The organism is Micromonospora sp. NBC_00330 (assembly GCF_036136635.1).
In the GTDB taxonomy this organism is placed as follows: Bacteria; Actinomycetota; Actinomycetes; order Mycobacteriales; family Micromonosporaceae; genus Micromonospora; species Micromonospora salmantinae.
This window is the reverse complement of the sequence record NZ_CP108012.1, coordinates 4,298,468-4,320,843: the sequence shown is the minus strand read 5'-3', so window position 1 is coordinate 4,320,843 and position 22,376 is coordinate 4,298,468. Positions and strand designations below refer to the sequence as shown.

17 protein-coding genes and 1 riboswitch are annotated in these 22,376 nt (G+C 73.7%); of the genes, 10 read left to right on the top strand and 7 right to left on the bottom strand.

From position 1 onward, the window contains the following. Positions 1 to 32 precede the first annotated feature (32 nt). Entirely contained in the window at positions 33 to 2,492 is a 2,460-nt protein-coding gene (locus tag OG598_RS19410; RefSeq protein ID WP_328650482.1) for an FtsK/SpoIIIE family DNA translocase, read from the top strand. A gap of 66 nt (positions 2,493 to 2,558) precedes the next feature. On the opposite strand, the gene OG598_RS19405 is transcribed toward OG598_RS19410, so the two are convergent. After that, entirely contained in the window at positions 2,559 to 2,804 is a 246-nt protein-coding gene (locus OG598_RS19405; RefSeq protein WP_238659633.1) for a hypothetical protein, read from the bottom strand. Positions 2,805 to 2,886: 82 nt separating this feature from the next. After that, positions 2,887 to 3,201: a quaternary ammonium compound efflux SMR transporter SugE gene (gene sugE, locus OG598_RS19400; RefSeq protein ID WP_112586602.1), complete on the bottom strand. Its 315-nt coding sequence runs from the start codon at positions 3,199 to 3,201 to the stop codon at positions 2,887 to 2,889. 60 nt (positions 3,202 to 3,261) lie between these two features. Next, a riboswitch (guanidine-III (ykkC-III) riboswitch) is annotated at positions 3,262 to 3,332 on the bottom strand. A gap of 92 nt (positions 3,333 to 3,424) precedes the next feature. On the opposite strand from sugE, the gene OG598_RS19395 reads away from it, so the two are divergent. The 7 genes from OG598_RS19395 (at position 3,425) to pspM (ending at position 9,946) form a co-directional block, all read left to right on the top strand. Beyond that, positions 3,425 to 4,348 carry an ornithine cyclodeaminase family protein gene (locus tag OG598_RS19395; protein ID WP_328650481.1) on the top strand — a complete coding sequence of 308 codons (924 nt, stop codon included), beginning with the start codon at positions 3,425 to 3,427 and terminating at the stop codon, positions 4,346 to 4,348. A 79-nt stretch (positions 4,349 to 4,427) separates the two neighbouring features. Continuing rightward, on the top strand, positions 4,428 to 5,936 hold the full coding sequence (gene rimO, locus OG598_RS19390) for a 30S ribosomal protein S12 methylthiotransferase RimO (protein WP_328650480.1): 1,509 nt from the start codon (positions 4,428 to 4,430) through the stop codon (positions 5,934 to 5,936). A gap of 77 nt (positions 5,937 to 6,013) precedes the next feature. Next, entirely contained in the window at positions 6,014 to 6,604 is a 591-nt protein-coding gene (pgsA, locus tag OG598_RS19385; RefSeq protein ID WP_328650479.1) for a CDP-diacylglycerol--glycerol-3-phosphate 3-phosphatidyltransferase, read from the top strand. A gap of 236 nt (positions 6,605 to 6,840) precedes the next feature. Continuing rightward, on the top strand, positions 6,841 to 7,350 hold the full coding sequence (locus OG598_RS19380; RefSeq protein ID WP_328655377.1) for a CinA family protein: 510 nt from the start codon (positions 6,841 to 6,843) through the stop codon (positions 7,348 to 7,350). Positions 7,351 to 7,631: 281 nt separating this feature from the next. After that, entirely contained in the window at positions 7,632 to 8,066 is a 435-nt protein-coding gene (locus OG598_RS19375) for a helix-turn-helix domain-containing protein (RefSeq protein WP_328650478.1), read from the top strand. Between the two features lie 199 nt (positions 8,067 to 8,265). Next, positions 8,266 to 9,138, top strand: a complete 873-nt coding sequence (locus tag OG598_RS19370; protein WP_328650477.1) for a PspA/IM30 family protein — start codon at positions 8,266 to 8,268, stop codon at positions 9,136 to 9,138. 22 nt (positions 9,139 to 9,160) lie between these two features. After that, the gene (pspM, locus tag OG598_RS19365) at positions 9,161 to 9,946 is read left to right on the top strand and encodes a phage shock envelope stress response protein PspM (protein WP_328650476.1); all 786 of its coding nucleotides are present in this window, start codon (positions 9,161 to 9,163) and stop codon (positions 9,944 to 9,946) included. A 67-nt stretch (positions 9,947 to 10,013) separates the two neighbouring features. Here pspM and OG598_RS19360 read toward each other — a convergent pair whose 3' ends face one another. Together OG598_RS19360 and OG598_RS19355 are read right to left on the bottom strand one after the other, a co-directional pair. Beyond that, positions 10,014 to 13,625 carry a hypothetical protein gene (locus OG598_RS19360; RefSeq protein ID WP_328650475.1) on the bottom strand — a complete coding sequence of 1,204 codons (3,612 nt, stop codon included), beginning with the start codon at positions 13,623 to 13,625 and terminating at the stop codon, positions 10,014 to 10,016. A gap of 164 nt (positions 13,626 to 13,789) precedes the next feature. Next, the gene (locus tag OG598_RS19355; RefSeq protein ID WP_328650474.1) at positions 13,790 to 14,599 is read right to left on the bottom strand and encodes a DNA-formamidopyrimidine glycosylase family protein; all 810 of its coding nucleotides are present in this window, start codon (positions 14,597 to 14,599) and stop codon (positions 13,790 to 13,792) included. 109 nt (positions 14,600 to 14,708) lie between these two features. Between OG598_RS19355 and OG598_RS19350 the strand changes: the two genes are divergently transcribed. Continuing rightward, a complete protein-coding gene (locus OG598_RS19350; protein WP_328650473.1) occupies positions 14,709 to 15,971 on the top strand; it encodes a hypothetical protein in 1,263 nt (420 codons plus the stop codon). A 33-nt stretch (positions 15,972 to 16,004) separates the two neighbouring features. Here OG598_RS19350 and OG598_RS19345 read toward each other — a convergent pair whose 3' ends face one another. Beyond that, positions 16,005 to 16,247, bottom strand: a complete 243-nt coding sequence (locus tag OG598_RS19345; protein ID WP_238671784.1) for a CPCC family cysteine-rich protein — start codon at positions 16,245 to 16,247, stop codon at positions 16,005 to 16,007. A 25-nt stretch (positions 16,248 to 16,272) separates the two neighbouring features. Then, complete coding sequence (locus OG598_RS19340; protein WP_328650472.1) at positions 16,273 to 16,863, bottom strand: SAM hydrolase/SAM-dependent halogenase family protein; 591 nt, start codon at positions 16,861 to 16,863, stop codon at positions 16,273 to 16,275. 101 nt (positions 16,864 to 16,964) lie between these two features. On the opposite strand from OG598_RS19340, the gene OG598_RS19335 reads away from it, so the two are divergent. Then, positions 16,965 to 17,522, top strand: coding sequence for a hypothetical protein (locus tag OG598_RS19335; RefSeq protein ID WP_328650471.1), 558 nt, complete (start codon positions 16,965 to 16,967; stop codon positions 17,520 to 17,522). 113 nt (positions 17,523 to 17,635) lie between these two features. On the opposite strand, the gene OG598_RS19330 is transcribed toward OG598_RS19335, so the two are convergent. Further along, complete coding sequence (locus OG598_RS19330; RefSeq protein ID WP_328650470.1) at positions 17,636 to 22,306, bottom strand: Lhr family helicase; 4,671 nt, start codon at positions 22,304 to 22,306, stop codon at positions 17,636 to 17,638. Positions 22,307 to 22,376 lie beyond the last annotated feature (70 nt).

Genomic DNA, 22,376 nt, shown 5'->3' with positions numbered 1-22,376 from the left:
GATCTGCCCGGCCCCACCGTTACCGTGACTCTATGGCGGGCCGTACCTCTCAGGCGAGCCGGCGGCGCGGCGCGTCGCCGCGCGGTGGCACCAACAGTCGTGCCCGTCAACCGGCGAAGAAGACCACCCGGGCGCCGGTCCGACGTCGCACCACGCCGTCCCGGCCCGGCCCGGCGGTCTACGTAGGCCGTGCGGTCGGTGCACTGTGGATGGGGCTGGCGCACGGGATGGGCTGGGCGGTGCGCGCCGCTGGCCGGCAGGCCGCGTCGGCCCGCGACCTCGACCCGGAGCACCGCCGCGACGGTGCCGGGCTGCTCATGTTCGGGCTCGCCCTGCTCAGCGCCGTGGCGCTCTGGCTGTCCGGAGCGGGGCCGGTGGGGGCGCGACTGGCCGACACGATCCGGCTGTTCCTGGGCGCGATCTCGGTTGTCGTACCGGTGCTGCTGATGATCGGGGCGTGGCGGCTGATGCGTCAGCCGGCCGATCCGGAGCACCGGGGCCGTGGGTTGATCGGCTGGGGTTCGCTGCTGGTGTCGACCGCCGCACTGCTCCAGATCGGTCAGGACCCGGCCGACCCGCTGGCGCGTGACTTCGCCGGCGGTCTGGTCGGCGCGGGCGTCGGTGGGCTGCTGGAGCGGGCGGTCACCGCCTGGGTGGCGGTGCCGCTGCTCATCCTGCTGCTGCTCTTCGGACTGCTCGTGGTGACCGCGACGCCGATCAACAAGATCCCGGAGCGGCTGGGCCTGCTCGCCGGTGGGCTGGTCGGCGCACCGGAGACGGACGAGGAGGCGGACGAGGTGGCCGCCAAGCCGACGCGCAAGCGACCGGCGAAGCGGATGCCCGCACCACTGGACCCGGACGACTTCGAGGACCTGGACGGCGCGGACCTCCAGGAGACCATGGTGCTGCCGCGCAAGTCTCCGGCGAAGGTGCCGGCGAGCCGCAAGCCGTCGGTCGAGCCGCCGGAGCACTCGCCCGCCCCGACCCGGGCCGAGCAGCTCGCGTTGACCGGGCTGTCCGGGGACTACACCCTGCCGCCGGCCAACATGCTCAGCGCCGGGGCCGCCGCGAAGACCCGCAGCAAGGCCAACGACGAGGTGATCGCCGCGCTGACCGGCGTGTTCGACCAGTTCGATGTGGACGCCGCCGTCACCGGCTTCACCCGGGGCCCGACCGTCACCCGCTACGAGGTGGAGCTGGGGCACGGCGTCAAGGTCGAGCGGATCACCCAGCTGTCCCGCAACATCGCGTACGCGGTGAAGTCACCTGACGTACGGATCCTCAGTCCGATCCCGGGCAAGAGCGCCGTCGGCGTGGAGATCCCGAACGCCGATCCGGAGAACGTGGCCCTCGGCGACGTGCTGCGCTCGCGCGCGGCGACCAGCGATCACCACCCGATGGTCGTGGCGCTCGGCAAGGACATCGAGGGCGGCTACGTGGTGGCCAACCTCGCCAAGATGCCGCACATCCTGATCGCCGGTGCCACCGGCGCGGGCAAGTCGAGCTGCCTCAACACCCTGCTGGTGTCCATCCTCACCCGGGCCACCCCGGACGAGGTGCGGCTGCTGCTGATCGACCCGAAGCGGGTCGAGATGACCGGCTACGAGGGCATTCCGCACCTGGTCACCCCGATCGTGACAAACGCGAAGAAGGCTGCCGACTCGCTGGACTGGGTGGTCCGCGAGATGGACATGCGCTATGACGACCTCGCCGCCAACGGGGTCCGGCACATCGACGACTTCAACCGCAAGGTCCGCAACGGCGAGATCAAGGCCCCGCCGGGCAGCGAGCGCGAGATGCGTCCGTACCCGTACCTGTTGGTGATCGTGGACGAGCTGGCCGACCTGATGATGGTCGCGCCGCGCGACGTGGAGGACTCGGTCGTCCGGATCACCCAGTTGGCCCGGGCCGCCGGAATCCACCTGGTGCTGGCGACCCAGCGCCCCTCGGTCGACGTGGTGACCGGTCTGATCAAGGCCAACGTGCCGTCCCGGCTGGCGTTCGCCACCTCGTCGCTAGCGGATTCCCGCGTCATCCTCGACCAACCGGGCGCGGAGAAGCTGCTCGGCCGTGGTGACGGGCTCTTCCTGCCGATGGGCGCCTCCAAGCCGGTCCGGATCCAGGGCGCCTGGGTCACCGAGCGCGAGATCGCCGACGTGGTGAAGTTCTGCAAGGACCAGCGTGAGCCGGAGTTCCGCAAGGACGTGCTGGCCCCGGCTCAGGAGAACAAGAAGAAGATCGACGAGGACATCGGCGACGACCTGGACCTGTTGGTGCAGGCGGTGGAGCTGGTGGTCACCTCGCAGTTCGGCTCGACCTCGATGCTGCAACGCAAGCTGCGGGTCGGTTTCGCGAAGGCGGGCCGCCTGATGGACCTGATGGAGACCCGGGGAGTGGTCGGGCCGTCCGAGGGGTCGAAGGCGCGCGACGTGCTGGTCAAGCCGGACGAGCTGGACGAGGTCCTGAGCGGCCTGCGCGGCGACGTGGACTGACCGACGGTCGACCCCGGACGCACGACGGGCCCGCCGGAATCCGGCGGGCCCGTGATGGGGGAGTGGTCAGTTGTTGATCAGCGCGCCGATGATCACCAGGCTGATGATCGCGGCGACGACGCTGGCCGCGGCGGCGTACCAACCCAGCGGCTTGTCACCGAGCACCGCCCCGACGACGCCCGCGATGACGCCGAGCACGCCGAAGATGATCGGGTTGAGCAGCAGGGCCAGGACCGCGAAGACGAAGCCCACGATGGTGAGGATGCGGGCGGCGTTGCTGCGGGGGCGGGCGGTGCTCGGCATGTCGGCCATGTCTTCCTCCGGGTGAGAGCCTGTCGTGACGGATCGATCACTACCCACTGTGGGCGCTGGTCACGCCTGCCGACGGCGCGCCTCAGTGGAAGATCTTGAGACCGATCACGCCGGCGACCACCAGCAGGAGGCAGAGGATCCGGGGCAGGCTCGCCGACTCGCCGAGCGCCAGCATCCCGACCAGCGCGGTGCCGACCGCGCCGATGCCGACCCAGACCGCGTAGCCGGTGCCGACGGGGATGTCCCGGAGCGCGTACGACAGCCCGGCCATGCTCAGCAGAAGGGTCACCACGAACACCACGGACGGCACCAGCCGGCTGAAACCGGCGCTACGGTCCAGGGCGATCGCCCAGGCCGTCTCCAACAGCCCCGAGATCACCAGTACGAGCCAGGCCATCGTTCACCTCACCGGAAGTGCCCGGGCTGTCGCGCCGGGACGAGTCGAGTCTGCACGTCACGCGGGGCGTCTTGGCCTGACCGGGTACGCCCACCACTCGTCCGGAGCGGCCACGAGCATCCGGCCGCCGGAGCCGACGCTAGCACCGACCCCGGTGGCGGGGCGGTGACCACCACCACGGTCCGTTGACCTCTACCTGACTTCAACGTGCAGTATCGCCACCATGACCATGCTCTACGCCGACCCCGAGGTCGCCGCCGTGCTGGACGCCGCCACCACTGTCGACGCCATGCGCGCCGCCCTCCTGGCCGCGTACGAGGGACGGCTGGTCGCCCCGCCCCGGGCCGCCGCACCGCTGAGCGGCGGGCGGATGGTGCTCACCGCCGGGCACCTGGTCGGCGAGTGGTACGGCTTCCGCTCGTACGACACCTTCGGTCACCCGCAGGGCGAGCAGTTGGTGGTGCTGCACGACGCCCGCACCGGGGCGATCCGGGCCGTCGCGGTCGGCGAGGAGTTGGGCTCCCGTCGTACCGGAGGGTTGGGGGGCCTCGCTGTCGACGCGCTGGCGCGTCCCGACGCCACCACCCTCGGGGTGATCGGCTCCGGCCGACAGGCCTGGACCCAGGTCTGGGCCACCGCCGCGGTCCGCCCGTTGCGCGAGGTGGTGGTGCACAGCCGCTCCGCCGCCCGCCGGGAGGCCTTCGCCGCCCGGGTCCGTGCCGAACTGGGCGTGCCGGCCCGTGCGGTGGCCGACCCGGGCTCGGCCGTCGCCGGGCGGGACCTGGTGGTGTTGGCGACCACCAGCCCGACACCGGTGCTCTGCGCCGCCGACCTCAGCCCCGGCACACATGTCAACGCTGTCGGTTTCAAGCAGCGCGACCGCAGCGAGTTCGGCACCGACCTGCTGGACGCCGCCGACCTGCTGGTCACCGATTCGCCGGCCCAGGCGGCGGACTACCAGCCGCCGATGCTCGCGGCCACACCCCCGTACGCCGGGCGGCTGCGCGACCTGGGCGGCATCCTGGCCGGCGCGGTTCCCGGCCGGACCACCGCGGACCAGATCTCCGTCTTCTGCTCCACCGGCCTGGCCGGCACCGAGGTGTTCCTGCTCGACGCGCTCACCCGGGTCGGCGCCGAGGCGCGCTGACGGAATGACGTTCGCCTCCGTGTCGACCGTCTCCGCAGCCCGCGTGCGCGGGCTTACCCGACCGGCCCGGTACCCTCGGATGGTGTCTGCCACCTCTCCTTCTCCCGCTGACCACGCCGAGGGCCGTCGCGTCGCCCTGCTGACCCTGGGCTGTGCCCGCAACGAGGTCGACTCGGAGGAGCTGGCCGCCCGCCTGCACGCCGACGGCTGGCAGGTGACCACCGACGGCGAGGGCGCCGACGTGGTGGTCGTCAACACCTGCGGTTTCGTGGAGAAGGCCAAGCAGGACTCGATCCAGACCCTGCTCGCCGCCGCCGGAACGGGCGCCAAGGTGGTCGCCGCGGGCTGCATGGCCGAGCGGTACGGCCGGGAGTTGGCCGACAGCCTGCCCGAGGCCCAGGCGGTGCTGAGCTTCGACGACTACCCCGACATCGCCGCCCGACTGAACGCCGTCGTCGCCGGCGAGCAGATCACCGCGCACACCCCACGGGACCGGCGCGAGCTGCTGCCGCTGACCCCGGTGCAGCGCCGCGACAGCGGTGTGTCGCTTCCCGGCCACGGCACCGTGACCCGCACCGTCGTCGACACCGACGAGCACACCCCGGCGCATCTGCGCCAGGTGCTGCGTCGGCGGCTCGACACCGGCCCGGTGGCCTCGCTGAAGCTGGCCAGCGGCTGCGACCGCCGCTGCGCGTTCTGTGCCATCCCGGCCTTCCGGGGGGCCTTCGTCTCGCGTACCCCGGACGAGCTGCTCGCCGAGGCGGAGTGGCTGGCCAAGACCGGCGTACGGGAGCTGGTGCTGGTCAGCGAGAACTCCACCTCGTACGGCAAGGACCTGGGTGACCCGCGCGCCCTGGAGAAGCTGCTGCCGCAGCTCGCCGCGGTGAGCGGCATCGTCCGGGTGCGGGCCAGCTACCTTCAGCCGGCCGAGACCCGGCCCGGGCTGGTCGAGGCGATCGCCACCACCCCGGGCGTGGCACCGTACTTCGACCTGTCGTTCCAGCACTCCAGCGAGCCGGTGCTGCGTCGGATGCGGCGTTTCGGCTCCACCGACCGGTTCCTGGAGCTGCTGGCGAGTGCCCGCGCCCTGGCCCCGGACGCGGGCGCCCGGAGCAACTTCATCGTCGGTTTCCCCGGCGAGACCCGCGCCGACGTCGACGAGCTGGTCCGGTTCCTGACCGAGGCCCGGCTCGACGCGATCGGCATGTTCGACTACAGCGACGAGGACGGCACCGAGGCCGCCGGCCTGCCCGGCAAGGTTTCCGCCGCGACGATCAAGCGGCGCTACGACCGGCTCAGCGCCCTCGCCGACGAGCTCTGCTCGCAGCGGGCCGAAGACCGGCTCGGCTCGACAGTCGAGGTGCTTGTCGACTCGACCGAGGACGGCGTGGTGGAGGGCCGGGCGGCCCACCAGGCGCCGGAGGTGGACGGTTCCACCACCCTGGTCGCCCCGGCCGAGGGTGGCGTCGACCTGGCCGCGCTGCGCCCGGGCGATCTGGTACGCGCAACGGTGACCGGCACCGAAGGGGTGGACCTGCTCGCTGTGCCGGATGAGATGATCTCGGCGGCGCCCGGCGCGGCACGGTGACGGCGGGCCCGAGCGGAGCGGGGGACCCAGGTGGTGCGGTGCCGGGAACGCCACGGCGGCCCGAGCGGAGTGCGGCGGTGACCGGGGCGACGGAGTCGACGCCGGGCCGGGTGGTGGCCGTGGTGCCCGTCGTCAACGCGGCCAACGCGTTGACCGCCCTGCGGCTGGTGCTGGTGCCGGTCTTCGCCGCCTCGGTGATCATGTCGGGGATGACCCACTCCGGTTGGCGGATGGCGGCCTGCCTGATCTTCGCGGTGGCCTCGGCGACCGACCTGGTGGACGGCTGGATCGCCCGCCGTTTCGGGCTGGTCACCTCGGTGGGCAAGGTGGCCGACCCGATCGCCGACAAGGCGCTGACCGGCGCGGCGCTGGTGCTGCTCTCCTGGTACGACCAACTGCCCTGGTGGGTGACCGCGCTGATCCTCGTCCGCGAGCTGGGCATCACCGGGCTGCGGTTCTGGGTGATCCGGCACGGCGTCATCGCCGCCAGCCGAGGTGGCAAGGTCAAGACCGCGCTCCAGATCCTCGCCATCGCCTGGTACCTCTGGCCGATGCCGGCCGCGCTCGCCACCGTCGGCCCCTGGATCATGGCCGCCGCCGTCCTGGTCACTGTCGCCACCGGCTTCGACTACATAGCCCAAGCCCTCCGCCTCCGCCGCCCTCGCTAACCCACCCCCACGGGTCCCTGGGCCCCGTCCTGTTGATCATGGAGTTGTCGCCGGTCGGGACGGCGTGTCGTGACGCCAACTCCATGATCGCCGCGGTTGGGTCGGACGCGATCGGGTCGGAGTTGGGGTAGTGGGGTTGGGGAGTGGTGGGTGGGGGATTGGTGGGTGGGGAAGAACTGGTTCGTGCGACGGAGGCTGGGGTGTCGGTGAACGGTGGCGGGGCGAGTGGTGCCGGGGTGAATGGCGCTGAGGTGGACGGTGCCGAGGTGGGCAGTGCGGCGGCGGCGGTCGTGCACCGGCTGGCCGAACGGCACGAAACCCTGGCCACTGTCGAATCGCTCACCGGTGGGTCGCTCGCCGCTTCGATAGTGAACATCGCCGGGGTCAGCGGGGTCTACCGGGGTGGTCTTGTGGTCTACGCCACCGAGCTGAAGGCGACCCTGGCTGGCGTACCGGACGACCTGCTGTCCGAGCGAGGGCCGGTGGACCCGGAGGTGGCGGCGGCGCTCGCCGAGGGCGGCCGGCAGCGGTGCGGCGCGGACTGGGGGCTGGCCACCACGGGGGTCGCCGGCCCGGAGCCACAGGACGGGAAACCCGTCGGCCTGGTCTACGTCGCGGTCGCCGGCCCGAACGGCAGTGAGGTTCGCCAGCTCGACCTGGGCAGCGGGCGGGACCATGTCCGAGCGGAGGCGGTGGTCGAGGCGCTGCGGCTGCTCGCCGAGCGGCTGGTCGCCGCGACACCGTGAACACCAAGGTCAGAACCACGCAGGCCGGCACCACGCAAGCGGCCGGGCACGGCGGTCGGGACCCGAGGCCGGAACCGCGGCCGGGGCCGCCCGGGACGGGGCGGACACGGGCGGTGGCGCGCGCGGGAAGCCCGTCCCGACGAACCGACGGGCGGGGCGGGATGTCGCCCGGGCCCGCAACGGGTACGGTTGCGGGAAGGCTCCGACGTTCGGGGTCGGCGCGGTCCGCCGCGGCCGGCCGCCCAGCGGCGGGCGCGAGGTATCCCTCAGGGGGAGGTGCGATGATCCTGCTACGCCGGGTGATCGGTGACGCACTGCGAGCGCGTCGGCAGGGCCAGCAGCGCACGCTGCGTGAGGTCTCCACCGCCGCCAACGTCAGCCTCGGCTACCTCTCCGAGATTGAGCGCGGGCACAAGGAACCGTCGAGCGAGCTGCTCGCCGCGATCTGCGACGCCCTCGGTGCCCGCCTCTCCGAGCTGCTGCGTGAGGTGAGCGACACCGTGGCGCTCGCCGAGCAGATGCCCGGGGTGCTCGTCTCGATGCAGGACGAGCCGGCCGACGCCGCAGCCAAGAACACCAATCGGGGTGTCCGTCAGGTCACCTCCGACGGCAAGGTCGCTGTCTCGGTCCGCCAGGACTCGCCGCTCAAGGCCACCCTGCGCAGCACCCGGGTCCGCCCGACCGAGCGCGACCGGGACGTGGTCTGCGCGGCCTGAGCCGCCGATCCAGTTGACCATGGGCGGGCTGGCCCCGGCCGCGTAGGGTTGCTCGCAGGAGCCGCCGGTGCTGTCGACCGCCCGGTACGGATGCCTCATTGGCGTTCGGCTGGGACGATGGAGACCGGCCGGTCACGGTCGGTCGGTCAAAGCCGGCCCGGCCGTGGTGGAGCGACGCTACTGAGGGGATACCACGGAGATGGCGAACCCGTTCGTCAAGGGTTGGAACTACCTGATGGCGCTCTTCGGTGCGAAGATCGACGAGCACGCCGATCCCAAGGTGCAGATCCAGCAGGCCATCGAGGATGCCCAGCGGCAGCACCAGGCGCTTGTTCAGCAGGCTGCCGCGGTGATCGGCAACCAGCGTCAGCTGGAGATGAAGCTGTCTCGGCAGATGACCGAGGTCGAGCGGTTGCAGGGCAACGCCCGGCAGGCCCTGGTGCTCTCCGACCAGGCCCGCGCCAAGGGCGACGAGGCCGAGGCGGTGCGGTTCGAGCAGTCCGCGCAGACACTGGCCAGCCAGCTCGTCTCCGCCGAGCAGGCCACCGAGGACCTGAAGACCCTGCACGACCAGGCGCTGGGCGCCGCCGCCCAGGCCCGCCGAGCGGTAGAGAACAACTCGATGATCCTCCAGCAGAAGCTCGCCGAGCGCACCAAGCTGCTCAGCCAGCTGGAGCAGGCCAAGATGCAGGAGACGGTGGCCCGCTCGCTGGAGTCGATGTCGTCGCTGACCGCGCCCACGAACACCCCGTCGCTGGACGAGGTGCGCGACCGCATCGAGCGGCGGTACGCCAACGCGATGGGTCGCGCCGAACTGGCCGGCAACTCCGTCGAGGGCCGTGTGTTGGAAATTCAGAAGGCCACCATCGACTCGGCCGGCTCCGCCCGGCTGGAGCAGATCCGGTCCAGCATGGCCGGGGAGCAGCTCGGCGGCGCGGCCCAGCGACCGGCCGTGCCGCAGGCCGAGAAGACCGGCCCGGCCAACGACCCGACGGCCGCCGCCCGGCTGGACGAGCTGCGCGCCAGCATGGCTCGCGAGCGGGGCACCGGCGACCCGACCGCCGCCGGCTGAACGACCGGATCGAGGGGGCGCTGTGGCAGACGAGCGGACACGGTACTTCCGGAGGCTGGGTCGGCTTCGCCGGTCGGCCCGACGGTGGAGCGTGCTGGCCGGTGGGCTCGGCGGCGCGGCGGTGGTGCTGACTCCGTACGCCGGCCTCGGTCTGCCCGACGCGGCCTGGGCCGGCGCCGCGGGCAGCGCGGTGGCGCTCGCCGCCTGGCGCTGGATCGACGTGCGCGCCCTGGCCGCCCAGCCGGCGCCCCCCGCGCTCGACCCGGCCGAGGCGGCGGCCCGGTCGCGGGCCCGATTGATCGCCGCCGTCGAGCGGCTGCCGGTCGGCCCGGGCGTGCTGGCCGAGGTGCGCCGGGTCCGCTCCCGGATCGCGCTGCGCGGCACCAGCGCCGGAGAGCAGTGGGCCCGACTGGACCGGGCGGCACTCACCCTGGCCGGGATGGCCCCCCGGCTCACCGGGCTGGCCGAGCCGGCGGTGCAGGAGGCCGCCGCCGCCGACCGGTCGCTGCGCGACCTGGCCGCGCGGGTGGCCAGCGTCGAACGAGCGCTGCGGCTGGCCCCGGCCGACGCCCGGCCCCCGCTGGCCGAGGCGCACGCCGCGCTGACCGCTCAACTGGAGGGCGGGGTGGCGGCGTACGAACGGCTGGTGGTCGCCGCCGCCGGCTACCTGGCCGAGGACTCCCGACCGGAGACCGCCCACCCGGCCGCCGACCGGCTCACCGAGGCGACCGACCTGCTGCACGGGGTCGCCGGAGCGCTTGCCGAGCTGCGGGCCGTCGGCACCCCGCTGCGCGCGCCGACGCGCTGACGGCGCACGCCGCGAGAGACCGCGCCGACGGCGCACGCGCCGCGACGGCGCGTGGACCCCGGGCCGGTCACTGTGGTGTCGTCACCAGGACCGGGCCGGTGTACGGCGAGGTGCCCACGACGTTGAACGACCGGATCCGGTAGTGGTAGGTCACGCCCCGGGCCAAGCCCGTGTTGGTGAAGCCGCGGCCGGTGACAGTGAAGGTGGCCGTCTCCTGCTCGAAGGCCGGGTCGAGTGCCCGCTGCACGATGAACCCGGACCCCGGACCGCCGGGTGTGCTCGCCTCCCAGGCCAGGATCACCGTCGCGGTGTCCGGCCCCGGTGCGTTGGCGGTGGCGCTCACCCCGCTGGGGGTTCCCGGCGCGGGTGGCGAGGTCACGGTGGCGACCGTCGACCACGCCGAGGCGGAGCCCAGGTAGGTGGTCCGCACCCGGTAGTAGTACGTGGTGTCCGGTGCCACTGCCGCGTCCAGATGGTTGTCGCCGACCCCGATCGCCGTGGTGCCCGGGCCGCTGGTGAACGTCGGGTTGGTGGCCCGCTGCACGTCGATGCCGGTGGCGAACGAACGGTTCGTCCAGCGCAGCGCCACGCGCAGCGGCGCGGCCGGTGGGAGCGTCGCGACCAGACCGCTCGGTGCGGCCAGGTGCACCGAGGCGGGTACCCCGTTCGACCAGGACGAGTAGCTGACCGCGTTCTCCGCCCGGATCCGGTAGTGGTAGGTCACCCCCGGGGTGACTGTCGCGTCGATGTAGCGGGAGGCGGCGGCCGCGACGGTGATCGTGGTGACCTCGCCGCCGAATGTCGCGTCGGTGGAGCGTTGCAGCAGGTGGCTGGTGGCGGGCGGCCGTCCGCCGTTGCTGGTCCAGGCCAGCGCGATCGCGGGTAGCGCAGTGGCCGAGCCGGGCACCGGTGTGGCGGTCAGCCCGGTCGGCGCCTTCGGCGCCACCCGCAGCACCAGCGGTCGGCTCATCCCGCCGTCGCGGTGGCCGGCGAGCTGACTGTGCCAGCGGTACTCCCAGCCCAGGTTGACCAGTTGGTTGACCACGGTGGCCGGTCGCCCGTCGATCGGGCTGACCGGCGTCCACCCGGTCCGCGCTCCGGCCGGGCGACAGGGGTCGAGCAGCCGGACGCTGTCCCCCAGCTTGAACGGCAGCGCCGGCGCGACCGGACGCAGCGCCACGACCACGTCCTCCCGGGGGTTGACCCGGATGATCCCCTTCCAGCCCAGCTCCGTGCCGTGCGGGAGTCGCAGCGTGCCGTCCCAGCCAACCCGGTTGATCACCTGCACGTCGCAGCCGGCGACGTGCAACGGCTCGGTCTGTCGGACGTCGCCGCTGATCCGCCAGAGCTGCGTGCCGTCGGTGGGGGAGCCCACCGGCACGGCGGGGTCGGTGGCGAAGAGCACCTCGGTGACCGGGTCGGTCGCACCGAGCGGCAGCGTCGTCGGGTTGAGCGGCCCGGCGTGTGGGTGCCCAACGCCGAGCCGGCCCGCCGACCGGCCGTGGTCCGGCTCGAAGATCTGCTGTGCGGCCTTCACCGCGATCGGCAGTGTCACCGGGCCAGTGCCGGCCGTCGGCGTGAACGTCACAGTGGTGGCGTGCACCGGCACCGTCGTCTGCGCCGGGGTCCGGGTGCCGAACGCCGGGTCGTACGCGGGCTGCGGGACGATCGGCGGGCGCTGGCTGGCCGCGTACGCCAGGGGCAGCCGCTCGCGCAGCCGGCCCAGGTCGTACGGCGACTCGGGCGTCCCGGTGACCCGGAACTGGAGCACGGTGCGGGTGTTCGGGCCGTACCCCGGTTCGGTAGGGGGCGGGCCGCCCTCGGCGTTGCGGTCCGGGGCGTCGGTGTGCTGGTCGTAGCGACTGTCGAACCCGGGCAGCGGGGCCGGTGCGTCGTTGTACAGGATCAGCGTGCTGCCCGGCGGCACGGAGGAGAAGTCGACGAGCACGTCGGCCCGTTCGCCCGGGGCGAGCAGCACAGTGTGTCCGTCGACGTTCAGCACTGTCGGGTCGAGCCGGTCGTAGCGGTAGCCGACCGGTTGGTTCGGCAGCACCACCGGCGCCGGCAGGAGGCCGGCCTCGTTGCCGATCTGGACGAACTCCGGGCCGGCGGCGCGCGGGTCCGGCACACCGCCGTCGCGTCCGTCGGTCGGCCACCCCGCCGGACGGTCCGCCGCCCGCGCGGCGGGCACCATCGGCACCTCACCGGCGTCGGGGTCGGCGAGCGCACCGTCGGCCGTCCACATCGCCGCGTCGGAGCAGGCGCGGTAGAGCTGGAGGTTGAGGCTGCGGTCCAGGCAGGCGTTGAGGATTCGGAACCGGTACGCGCGCGGCCGCACCTCCAGGTACGGGTAGGCGACGCCGTTGACGAGCGGGGTGTCGCCGTACGCCTCGGGAACGGTCGACGGGTGCGGTACGCCGGGGCTCAGCGGCGGCTCGTCCGGCGCGCCGACCGGGTCGTGGTACGGGTTCGGCACCCAGCCGTCGGCGCGGGTGTCGTCCGGGGCGGAGCTGCGGGACCAGGGTCCGTAGTCCCACCGGCCGGTGGGGTTGCGTCCGCCGGAGGAGTACGGGTTCTGCCGGGGTTGGTAGACGTGCGGGTGCCAGAGGCTGCCGCGGGCGCCCCAGCGTTCCCGGTCCCAGGTCGGGTCCTCGGCGGCGAGTTGGGTGTCGTCCGGAACGAACGTCTTGTCCTCGATCACCAACGGCACCTGGTCGGCTGGCAGCACCCCGTCGGCGACGAGCTGGTCCTCGGCCGGGTCGGTGAGCAGGTAGAGCGCGAGCTGTCCGCCGTAGACGGTGAGCCGGGCCAGGCCGAGGGTGTTGTCGTGGAACCACAGCAGCCGGCCGCTCTGCTCGTTCGGGAAGTAGAGCGTGGTGGCGCCGGCACCGGGCGCCGGCATGTCCGGCACGTGGGCCAGGCCGGGCCCGGTCGGGTACGGGGTGATCTCTCCGGCCGGGGTGATCCACTGCCCCGGGTTGCCCGCGCTGGTCCAGCCGGTCTGCGCCCCGGCCAGGTGCAGCACGGCCCGGTTCTGCGGGTACGGCGCCGGTCCGTCCAGTGGGCCCAGGCCGGCCCCCTCGATGGTGTCGTCGACAGGCAGGAACAGCTCGCCGGACCGACCGGTGGGGAGCTGGTTGATGAACTTCACCCGGACCGGTCGACCCCGACGGGCGTGGATCATCGGCCCGAGGTGCCACTGACGCTCCGGAGGCACCACAGTGTTGTGTCCGGCCGGGTCGGTGCCCAGGTTGAGTTGCCGGTAGCCGCGCAGCCGGGTGACCGGAAGGTCCCGGTGCAGCCGCTGGGCGTACTCCTGTAGGCCGATCTCGTAGTAGTCGCAGCCCGGATAGCTGATGGTGTCCGGCACCGCCACCGGCAGGTGGCTGCCGAGGTCGCCGTTGCCCGGTTGGCCGGGGAGGGGTAGTGGGTCGACGAACTTGCGCAGCCCGGTCCCGGCCACCACCTGCCCGTCGGGGTCCCGGGTCGGGCGGGGGCTGTGGGCGAAGTTCGGCACCGGGCCGAAGTAGCGGGGCACGACGGCCGGGTCCAGGCTCGACGTGACGACGGCCTCCTCGGCGGCACGCGGGGCCGGCACGGAGGCCTCCCGGCCGTCGGCGTCGGTGTCGCTGGTGGTCCGCTCGAAGAAGGTGGAGCGGAGTCTGCGGAACATCGCCATGACTCTCCCCGGTTCGGGGCGCGAGGTCCGCCACCCCGGCGTGGGGACCTCGGCACTCTGCTGACGGTCGGTGAGCGCTCAACCGCAGCATGCGACTCCGACGGCCGGTTAGGAATTACCCAATCGTCCGTTTCTGCCATGGATCCCGTCTGGCGAGAGCCTGGTCAGCCGGATGACGACGGACCCGGGCGCTCGGGCTGGCAGACCGGGCACCAGTAGGTGACCCGTTCGTCCAGCTCCTCCTTGCGGATCGCGGTGCCGCAGCGGCGGCAGGGCTGGGCGCGGCGGCCGTACACGTAGCTGGTCTGCCCCCGGTGCAGTGAGCCGGTGCTGCTCTGCGTCCACCGGCCCCGGTTGGCGGCGAGCAGCCGCTGTGCGAGGGCCACCAGGCCCGGCAGGTCGGGCACTCCGCCGACCGGGGTCCACGGTGACACGCCCCGCAGGAACAGCACCTCGCACTTGTAGAGGTTGCCCACGCCGGCCAGGTTGCGCTGGTCGAGCAGCGCCTCGCCGATGGTCTGCTCCGGGTGCTCGGCGAGCCGACGGACCGCCTCGGCCGGGTCCCAGTCGGAGCCCAGCAGGTCGGGGCCGAGGTGGCCGACCAGTTGGTCCTCCTCGGCGGTCGGCAGCAGGGTCAGGTCGTGCAGGTGGTAGCCGACCGCGACGGCGCCGGGGCTGCGCAGCACCACCCGGATCAGGTGCGCGGGCCGGCCGCTCCAACGTTCCCCCGGGGCGTACGCCCGCCAGGCGCCGTCCATCCGCAGGTGGGAGTGCAGGGTCCAGCGCTCCTCGGTGGGGGCGTTGAGCCGTAGCAGGAGGTGCTTGCCCCGGCTGGCCGACTCGCGGACGGTCCAGTCGGTGAGGTCCGTGGTCGCCAGTTGCGGCACCCGGAAGTCACTGCCGGTGATCCGTGCGCCGGCCAGCGCGCGGTGCAGCACGCGCGCGGTGTTCCAGACGGTGTCGCCTTCGGGCACCCTGCCATCCTCCCTCTTTCGAGCAAGATTCGCATGTGTCGCTATTTGTACTCAGGTTCCTCATGATCTCCTGACATGCGAAGGTCAGGGGGTTCTGAGGAGAATGCCCATGACGCGACACCATTGTCGTATCCCATCCGTCGCCCTCATCGCCACCCTCGCCCTCCTTCTCACCGCGGCGCTGCTACCCGCCACCGGCCCTGCCCCGGCCGCAACCAGCGGCGCTCCGATCACCCTCGTCGCCGCCGCACCCGGCGGCGAACTGTGGAACGCCGACCTCACCACCGTCGACCGCGACGATGTCAACGTCCGGCGTACCGCCGCCGGCCTCCGTCTGCGGGAGGCCCGGTCCAACGGGCGCGGCGCCCGCAGCCCGCACAGCGCGGTCGCCGAGGGGATGCTGCTGACCGCTCCTCGCACCCTCGCCCGGCCGGCCACCCGGGTCCGTGCCGAGATCAACGCCGCGGTTCCGGCCGGGGCGACAGTGGAGGCGCAGGTCCGCGGCTGGCGGGCCGCCGGCTGGACGGAGTGGCGGGCGGCCACCACCGGCGCGGTCTTCGACCGGCCGGTCACCCGGGTGCAGACCCGGGTGGTGCTCACCGCCCCCGATGGCGGCGCCACGGCGACGGTACGGGGCGTGCGGCTCACCGCCGACGCGAACGCCGCCGTCTCCGCCGCCACGCCCGGCCGCACCTACCGGGTGTACGCCACCCGCATCGGGCTGGTCGGTGAGCTGACCGCCAACGGCCGTACCGTGCAACCCCGGGACCACTTCGCGGCGCTGCCGTCGCGGCGAGGGCTCTCCCCGCTCAACACCGGCGACTACACGGTGCGGGTCTGCACCACCAACGGCTCCCGCTGCGAGTACGCCCCGGTCTGGGACGTCGGGCCGTGGAACACCCGCGACGACTACTGGAACCCTTCGTCGGTCCGGGAGAACTGGAAGAACCTGCCGCAGGGCCGGCCCGAGGCGCAGGCCGCGTACCAGTCCGGCTACAACGGCGGACGGGACCAGTTCGGGCGGACCGTGCTCAACCCGGCCGGCATCGACCTGGCCGACGGCACGTTCTGGGACGGGTTGCGGCTCACCACCAACGCCTGGGTGGACGTCGCCTACCTGTGGACCGGAGGCGGGCCGCGCGGCGTGGTCGGTGACGGGCCGCTCAACATCCGCACCGGGGCCAGCACGTCGTACGCGACACGTGGCCTCGCCGCCCGGCTGGCCCACGTGCCGATCCAGTGCTACGTCACCGGTCAGTCGGTCGCCGGCCCCTACCGGACCACCACCCGCTGGAACCGTCTGGCCAGTGGCCAGTACGTCAGCCACGCGTACATCTCCGGCGTGTACGGCGGAAGCGTGCCGGTCTGCTGAGCCAGGCTCACCCCGTCGGGTGCCCCGACAACGTCAGGGGCGCTCGTCGGGGCGAGCCGTGCGCACCATGTCCTGGTAGCGCGGGTGGCTGGCACCGTAGACGGCGTAGTTGAGGCGGGCGTGCGTGAGGCTCAGGTCGCCGTTGGGGCCACCCCGGACAGCGTCGGCGTCGGCGTCGGTCTGGCCGTCGTCGGTCCAGAAACAGACGGGGCAGGTCCCCCCGCCGGTTCGGGATGCACAGCAGGGACAGCCCACAGGAACCACATGCTCACCCACCGGAGAAGCATTCCACAGTCGAACATCAGCCCGATACCCGCAGGAGGTCCCCCGGGGAGGCCGCGAGGCGGTCCGCGGCCCGCCCGCCGTTGACAGCGACGGCGACCAGACCGGCCGAATCGACGTACGCCACCAGGCCACCGGCCGGGGCGTCGCCGAAGGTCCGCCCGTGCACCGCCACGAGGGCCGGCCCCGGCCCCGGCGGGCCCACCCGGAGCGTGGCCGGCAGCGGATCGAGCAACTCGGCCGGCGCGGCCAGTTGGACGTTGCCGAAGTGGTCCACTGTCAGCACCTCGGCGGTGAAGCCCTCGGCGTCCCGGGTCACCGTCGGCGTCGGAAGTCGCACCAGCCCGCCCGGAGTGGCCAGCGCGACTCCCCGTCGGGCGGTGCCCACGCCCGGGTCGACCACCGCCACGTGCACTCCCACCGGCAGGTACGGCACGGTCTGCGCCAGCACGGCGGCACCGCGCCGGACATCAGCCGGCGGCACCAGATGGGTCACGTCGATCACCCGGGCGGCCGGCGCGATCCGGGCGACGACACCGTGGCAGGCGGCCACGAAGCCGTCGGTGAGGCCGTAGTCGGTGGTCAGCGAGATCCAGGGCACTGCGGACATGCCCGCAGGCTAGTAGAACAGCGGTGTGCTGGCGGATACGGGACAGCGCACTGGCCGACCGGCCCCTCCCGCCGCCGGAGGACGTTGGGCAGACTGCCCTGGTGACAACTCGGAACCTCCCCGCAGTCGGAATCCTGCTGGTCGCCGTCGCCCTCAGCGCCGGTTGTGGCAGTGACGACGACGGCAGCCCGACCGCGACCCCGTCCGTCTCGTCCGAGGCGGCCCCGACCGGTCTGCCGACGCCCCAAGCCGCACCCGGCGCCGACGGCGCGACCCCGCCCTCCGCCGCCGCACAGGGCACGACGCAGCGGCGGCCGGCCAGCCCGCCGCCTGTGGTGCTGCCCAAGCGCCCGGCCAGTGCGCCCGGCGCGAAGCAGGTCGTCGACGCTTTCCGGGCCGCCGGCCTGAAGGTGCCGCGCCCGAAGGACCGCTCGGTCGACTGTGGGCCGGACGGCCTCGGCCTGGGCTGTTCCGAGCTGATGGCCACCGACGCCGTCACCGTCTACGTCTTCCCGGACGAGACCAGCGCCAGCGACATCGCGGAGACCTGGGGTGGCCAGTCGTACCGGCGTGGCGCTGTGGTGCTGAACTACCTGGAGGCGAAGACCCCGGCCGCCGACCGGCCCCGCTACGAGAAGGTCCTCAACGGCCTGCGCTGACGTGCCGGCGTGGCCCAAGCATGTCGTTCTCTTGACTGTGATGTCTGTGAGTCATCGTGATGACTCACAGACATCAGGCTCTCTGCCGGATTGCCCTCGGCGGGGCCCTGGCGTCAGCCGCGCAGGCGCAGGCCGCGGGGGGTGGCCCGGAAGCCGGCGGCGGTCAACGCGTCCCGCAGCGGCGACGAGTGCACCGCCTCGCCGTCGGCCCGCTCCACCGACATCGCGCCCAACGCCCCGGAGTGGACGGCGTCGGCGAGCGCCTTGCCGGCCGCGGCGAGCGTGTCGGTGTCGTCGGTGAAGGAGAGCAGCGTTCGGCCGCCGCGTTCGACGTAGAGGACGAGGTCACCGCCGACCTGCACCACCAGGGCGCCCGCCTTGCGACCGGCCCGGTGCCCGGTCGCCGGGGTGGCGCCGTCGCCGGAGTCGATCACCCGTTCCGGCCAGGGCAGCGCCGCACCGTACGGGTTGGCCGGGTCGGTCGCGGCGAGCACCGTGGCCACCGCGCCCCGACCCCGGGCGCCGTCGGTCGGCTCGGCCAGCGCGCGCAGCCGGTCCACCGCACCGGGTACGGCGAACTGCGCCGCCCCGAGCCCTTCGACGAAGTAACCCCGGCGGGCCGCGCCGCGCTCCTCCAACGCCGACAGCACCGGGTAGACCGCCGAGAATCCGCCGACCACCTGCTCGGCCATCACCGCGCCCCGGGTGACCACCCCGTGCCGCTCCAGCAGCAGGTCGGCGAGCGCGGCGGCGCGCCGGGTCGGGTCGAGGTCCCGCTCCGGGAGACGCGACCAGCGGCCGGCGACGGTCGGCGGGCCACCCCGGGTCGGCAGCGCCACCCGACCGGGCCGCCGGTAACGGGTGCGGGGCGCGGACGGCCGGGAGCGGTGCGCGCCGCCGGCGCCGAGCACCGCGCGCAGCGGGGCGAGGGTGTCGTTGCTGAGGTGGCCGGCCCAGACCAGGTCCCAGATCGCCCCGGTCAACGCGGCGTCGTCGGTCGAGCCGACCCGGTCGGCCAGCGGGCGGAAGAACAGCGCCTGCCCGTCGCCGAGCGCGTCGAGCACCGCGTCGTGCAGCGGGGTACGGGTCAACGCCTCGTCGGGCGGCGGGAGCAGCAGCGGCGCGGCGTCCGCGTACGCCAGGGTGACCCAGCCGTCGCCCCCGGAGATCGCGCCCGACCCCGCCCAGAGCACCTCCCCGCTGGCGCACAGTTCGTCGAGCTGGGCGGGGGAGTAGTCCGCGACCCGGGCGGGCAGCACCAACCGCTCCAGAGCGGACGCCGGCACCGCCGCGCCCTGCAACTGCTCCACAGTGGCGGCGAGCGCCTCCACACCTCGGGCGGACGAGCCGACCTGCTGCCAGCGCGGCAGGAACGTCGCCAGCGCCCGGGGCGGCACCGGCTCGATCTCCCGGCGCAGCGCGGCGAGCGAGCGGCGGCGCAGCATCCGCAGCACCTCGGCGTCGCACCACTGGGCGCCGGCCGAGTCCGGTGTGAACTCCCCGGAAACCACCCGCCCGGTGGCGCCGAGCCGACGCAGCGCCTGCTCGACGACGAACACGCCCAACCCGAAGCGGGCCGCGCAACTGGCCGCGGCGAACGGCCCGTGGGTGCGGGCGTAGCGGGCCACCAGGTCACCGAGCGGGTCGGCCACCGGGGCGAGGTACGCCTCGGCCACCCCCATCGGCAGCGCCACGCCGAGGGCGTCGCGCAGGCGGGCGGCGTCCTCGACGCCCACCCAGCGCTGCTCGCCAGCGATCCGGACCCGCAGCACCCGGCGGGTGGCCTCCAGCTCGCTGAGCCACGTCTCCGGCACACCCCGCTCGGCCAGCTCGGCGTCGCTCAGGTCACCGAGCACCCGCAGCAGCTCGACGACGTCCTCGGCGTCGCGGGGGCGGCGCTGCTCGGTCAGCCACCGCAGCTGCCGATCGGTCTCGGTGAGCACCGCCGGGTCGAGCAACTCCCGCAGGTCGACCCGGCCGAGCAGCTCGCCGAGGAGCGTGGAGTCGAGGGCCAGTGCGGCGGCGCGGCGCTCGGCCAGCGGGGCGTCGCCCTCGTAGAGGAACGCGCCGACGTAGCCGAAGAGCAGCGACCGCGCGAACGGCGACGGCGCGCTGGTCTCCACCTCGACCAGCCGCACCTTGCGGGTGGCCAGGTCGCGCATCAGCCCGGCCAGCGCCGGCTGGTCGAAAACGTCCTGGAGGCACTCCCGGGCAGCTTCCAGGGTGACCGGGAAGTCCGCGTACTCGCGGGCGACGTCGAGCAGTTGCGCGGCGCGTTGCCGTTGCTGCCAGAGCGGTTGACGGCGGCGCGGATCGCGGCGCGGCAGCAGCAGGGAGCGGGCGGCGCACTCCCGGAAACGGGCGGCGAAGAGGGCGGAGGTGCCGACCGACTCCTCCACGAGCTGGGTGATCTCGTCGGGCTCGAAGACCACCACGTCGGCGCCGGGAGGCTCGTCGGCGGTGTCCGGAAGTCGCACCACGATGCCGTCGTCGGAGGGCATGACCTGGGCGTCGACCCCGTACCGCTCGGCCAGCCGGCGGCCCACCGCGAGCGCCCAGGGTCCGTTGACCCGGGCACCGAGCACGCTGTGCACGGCCAGCCGCCAGTCACCCAGCTCGTCGCGGAACCGCTCGACCACCACCGTGCGGTCGTCGGGCAGCGAGCGGGTGGCCTCCCGCTGCTCGCGCAGGTAGGCCATCAGGTTGCCGGCGGCCCAGTCGTCCAGCCCGCCGTCGCGCAGCGCGGCCAGGGCCGCCTCGTCGGTCTGGCGCAGCAGGGTGCGTACCCGGGCGCCGATGGCCCGGCCCAGCTCCACCGGCCGACCCAACTGGTCGCCCTTCCAGAACGGCATGCGCGCGGCCTGCCCCGGGGCGGGCGAGACCAGCACCCGGTCCGGAGTGATCTCCTCGATGCGCCAGGAGGACGAGCCGAGCAGGAAGACGTCGCCGACCCGGGACTCGTAGACCATCTCCTCGTCCAGCTCGCCGACCCGGGCGGCACGCTCGGCGCCGGCCAGGAACACCCCGAACAGGCCCCGGTCGGGGATCGTTCCGCCGCTGGTCACCGCGAGGCGTTGCGCTCCCTGGCGGCCGGTGAGCAGGTCGGTGGCCCGGTCCCAGATCAGTCGGGGGCGCAGCTCGGCGAAGGCGGTGGACGGGTAGCGGCCGGAGAGCATGTCGAGCACGGCGTGCAGCGCCGAGTCGGGCAGCTCGGCGAAGGGCGCGGCCCGGCGGACCAGCACGGCCAGGTCGCCGAGCGGCCACGGCTCCAGCGCCACCATCGCGACGATCTGCTGGGCCAGCACGTCCAGTGGGTTGCGCGGGTAGTGCAGCTCCTCGATGGCACCGGCGGTCATCCGCTCGGCGACCACCGCGCAGGAGAGCAGGTCACCGCGGTGCTTGGGGAAGACCACTCCCCGCGAGACCGCGCCCACCTGGTGGCCGGCCCGGCCGACGCGTTGCAGGCCGGCGGCCACGCTGGGCGGCGCCTCGATCTGCACCACCAGGTCGACAGCGCCCATGTCGATGCCGAGCTCCAGGCTGGAGGTGGCCACCACCGCCGGGAGCTGACCGGACTTGAGCGCCTCCTCGATGTGCTTGCGCTCCTCCCGGGAGACGCTGCCGTGGTGGGCGCGAGCGATCACGGGCGCCGCGCCGGTGGCCGCGCCGGACTGGGCCATCACCTCGGCCGGCGGCCGGTTGCGCAGCGGACCGGCGGGGCCACCCCAGCGCTGCGCGCCGGACGCCGGGTCACCGTCGCCCGCCGGGTCGTCGCCGGCCGGCAACCCCTCCGGTACGCCGATCGCGCCCTCGCCCGACGCGGATGCGGCCACCGCCTCGGCGGCCAGCTCGTTGAGCCGGGCACAGAGGCGCTCGGCACTGCGCCGGGAGTTGGTGAAGACGATTGTCGAGCGGTGCTGCCCGATGAGGGTGAAGACCCGCTCCTCCACGGCCGGCCAGATCGACGCCCGACGTGGCCCGGGGCCGCCGAGATCGTCCTCCGGTGGCTGCTCCTGCTCGTCCAGGCGGGTCATGTCCTCCACCGGGACCTGCACGCTGACCTCGATGGTCTTCGGAGTGGCCGGCTGCACCACGTCGACCGGGCGGGCGCCGCCGAGGAACTGCGCGCAGGCGTCGATCGGCCGGACGGTGGCCGAGAGGCCGATGCGCTGCGCCGGGGCGGGCAGCAGCTCGTCGAGGCGTTCGAGGGAGAGGGCCAGGTGGGCGCCGCGTTTGCTGCCGGCCACCGCGTGCACCTCGTCGACGATCACCGTCTGGACGCCGCGCAGCGAGTCGCGAGCCGCGGACGTGAGCAGCAGGAACAGCGACTCGGGCGTGGTGATGAGGATGTCGGGTGGGGTGCGGGCGAAGGCTCGTCGCTCGTCGGCGGGCGTGTCGCCGGTGCGCATGCCGACGGTGATGTCGGGCGGTGCGACGCCCAGCCGGGTGGCCGCCTGCCGGATGCCGGCCAGCGGGGCGCGCAGGTTGCGCTCCACGTCCACGGCGAGGGCCTTGAGCGGGCTGACGTAGAGCACGCGGCACCGCTGGCGGGCCTCGGCCGGTGCTGGCTCGCGGGCGAGTCGGTCCAGCGACCAGAGGAAGGCCGCGAGCGTCTTGCCCGAGCCGGTGGGCGCCACCACGAGCGCGTTGCGGCCGGCGGCGACCGACCGCCAGGCGCCGGTCTGCGCGGCGGTCGGGGCGGCGAAGGCGTTGTCGAACCAGGCGCGGGTGGCCGGGCCGAACCCGGCGAGCACCGCGCCGGCGTCTGCGTCTGCCCCGGTCACCGGTCCATCGTGCCCCGCCGGTCCGACATCCACGAACGACCTCACGACGGAATGAGCCAGCTAAAGGCAA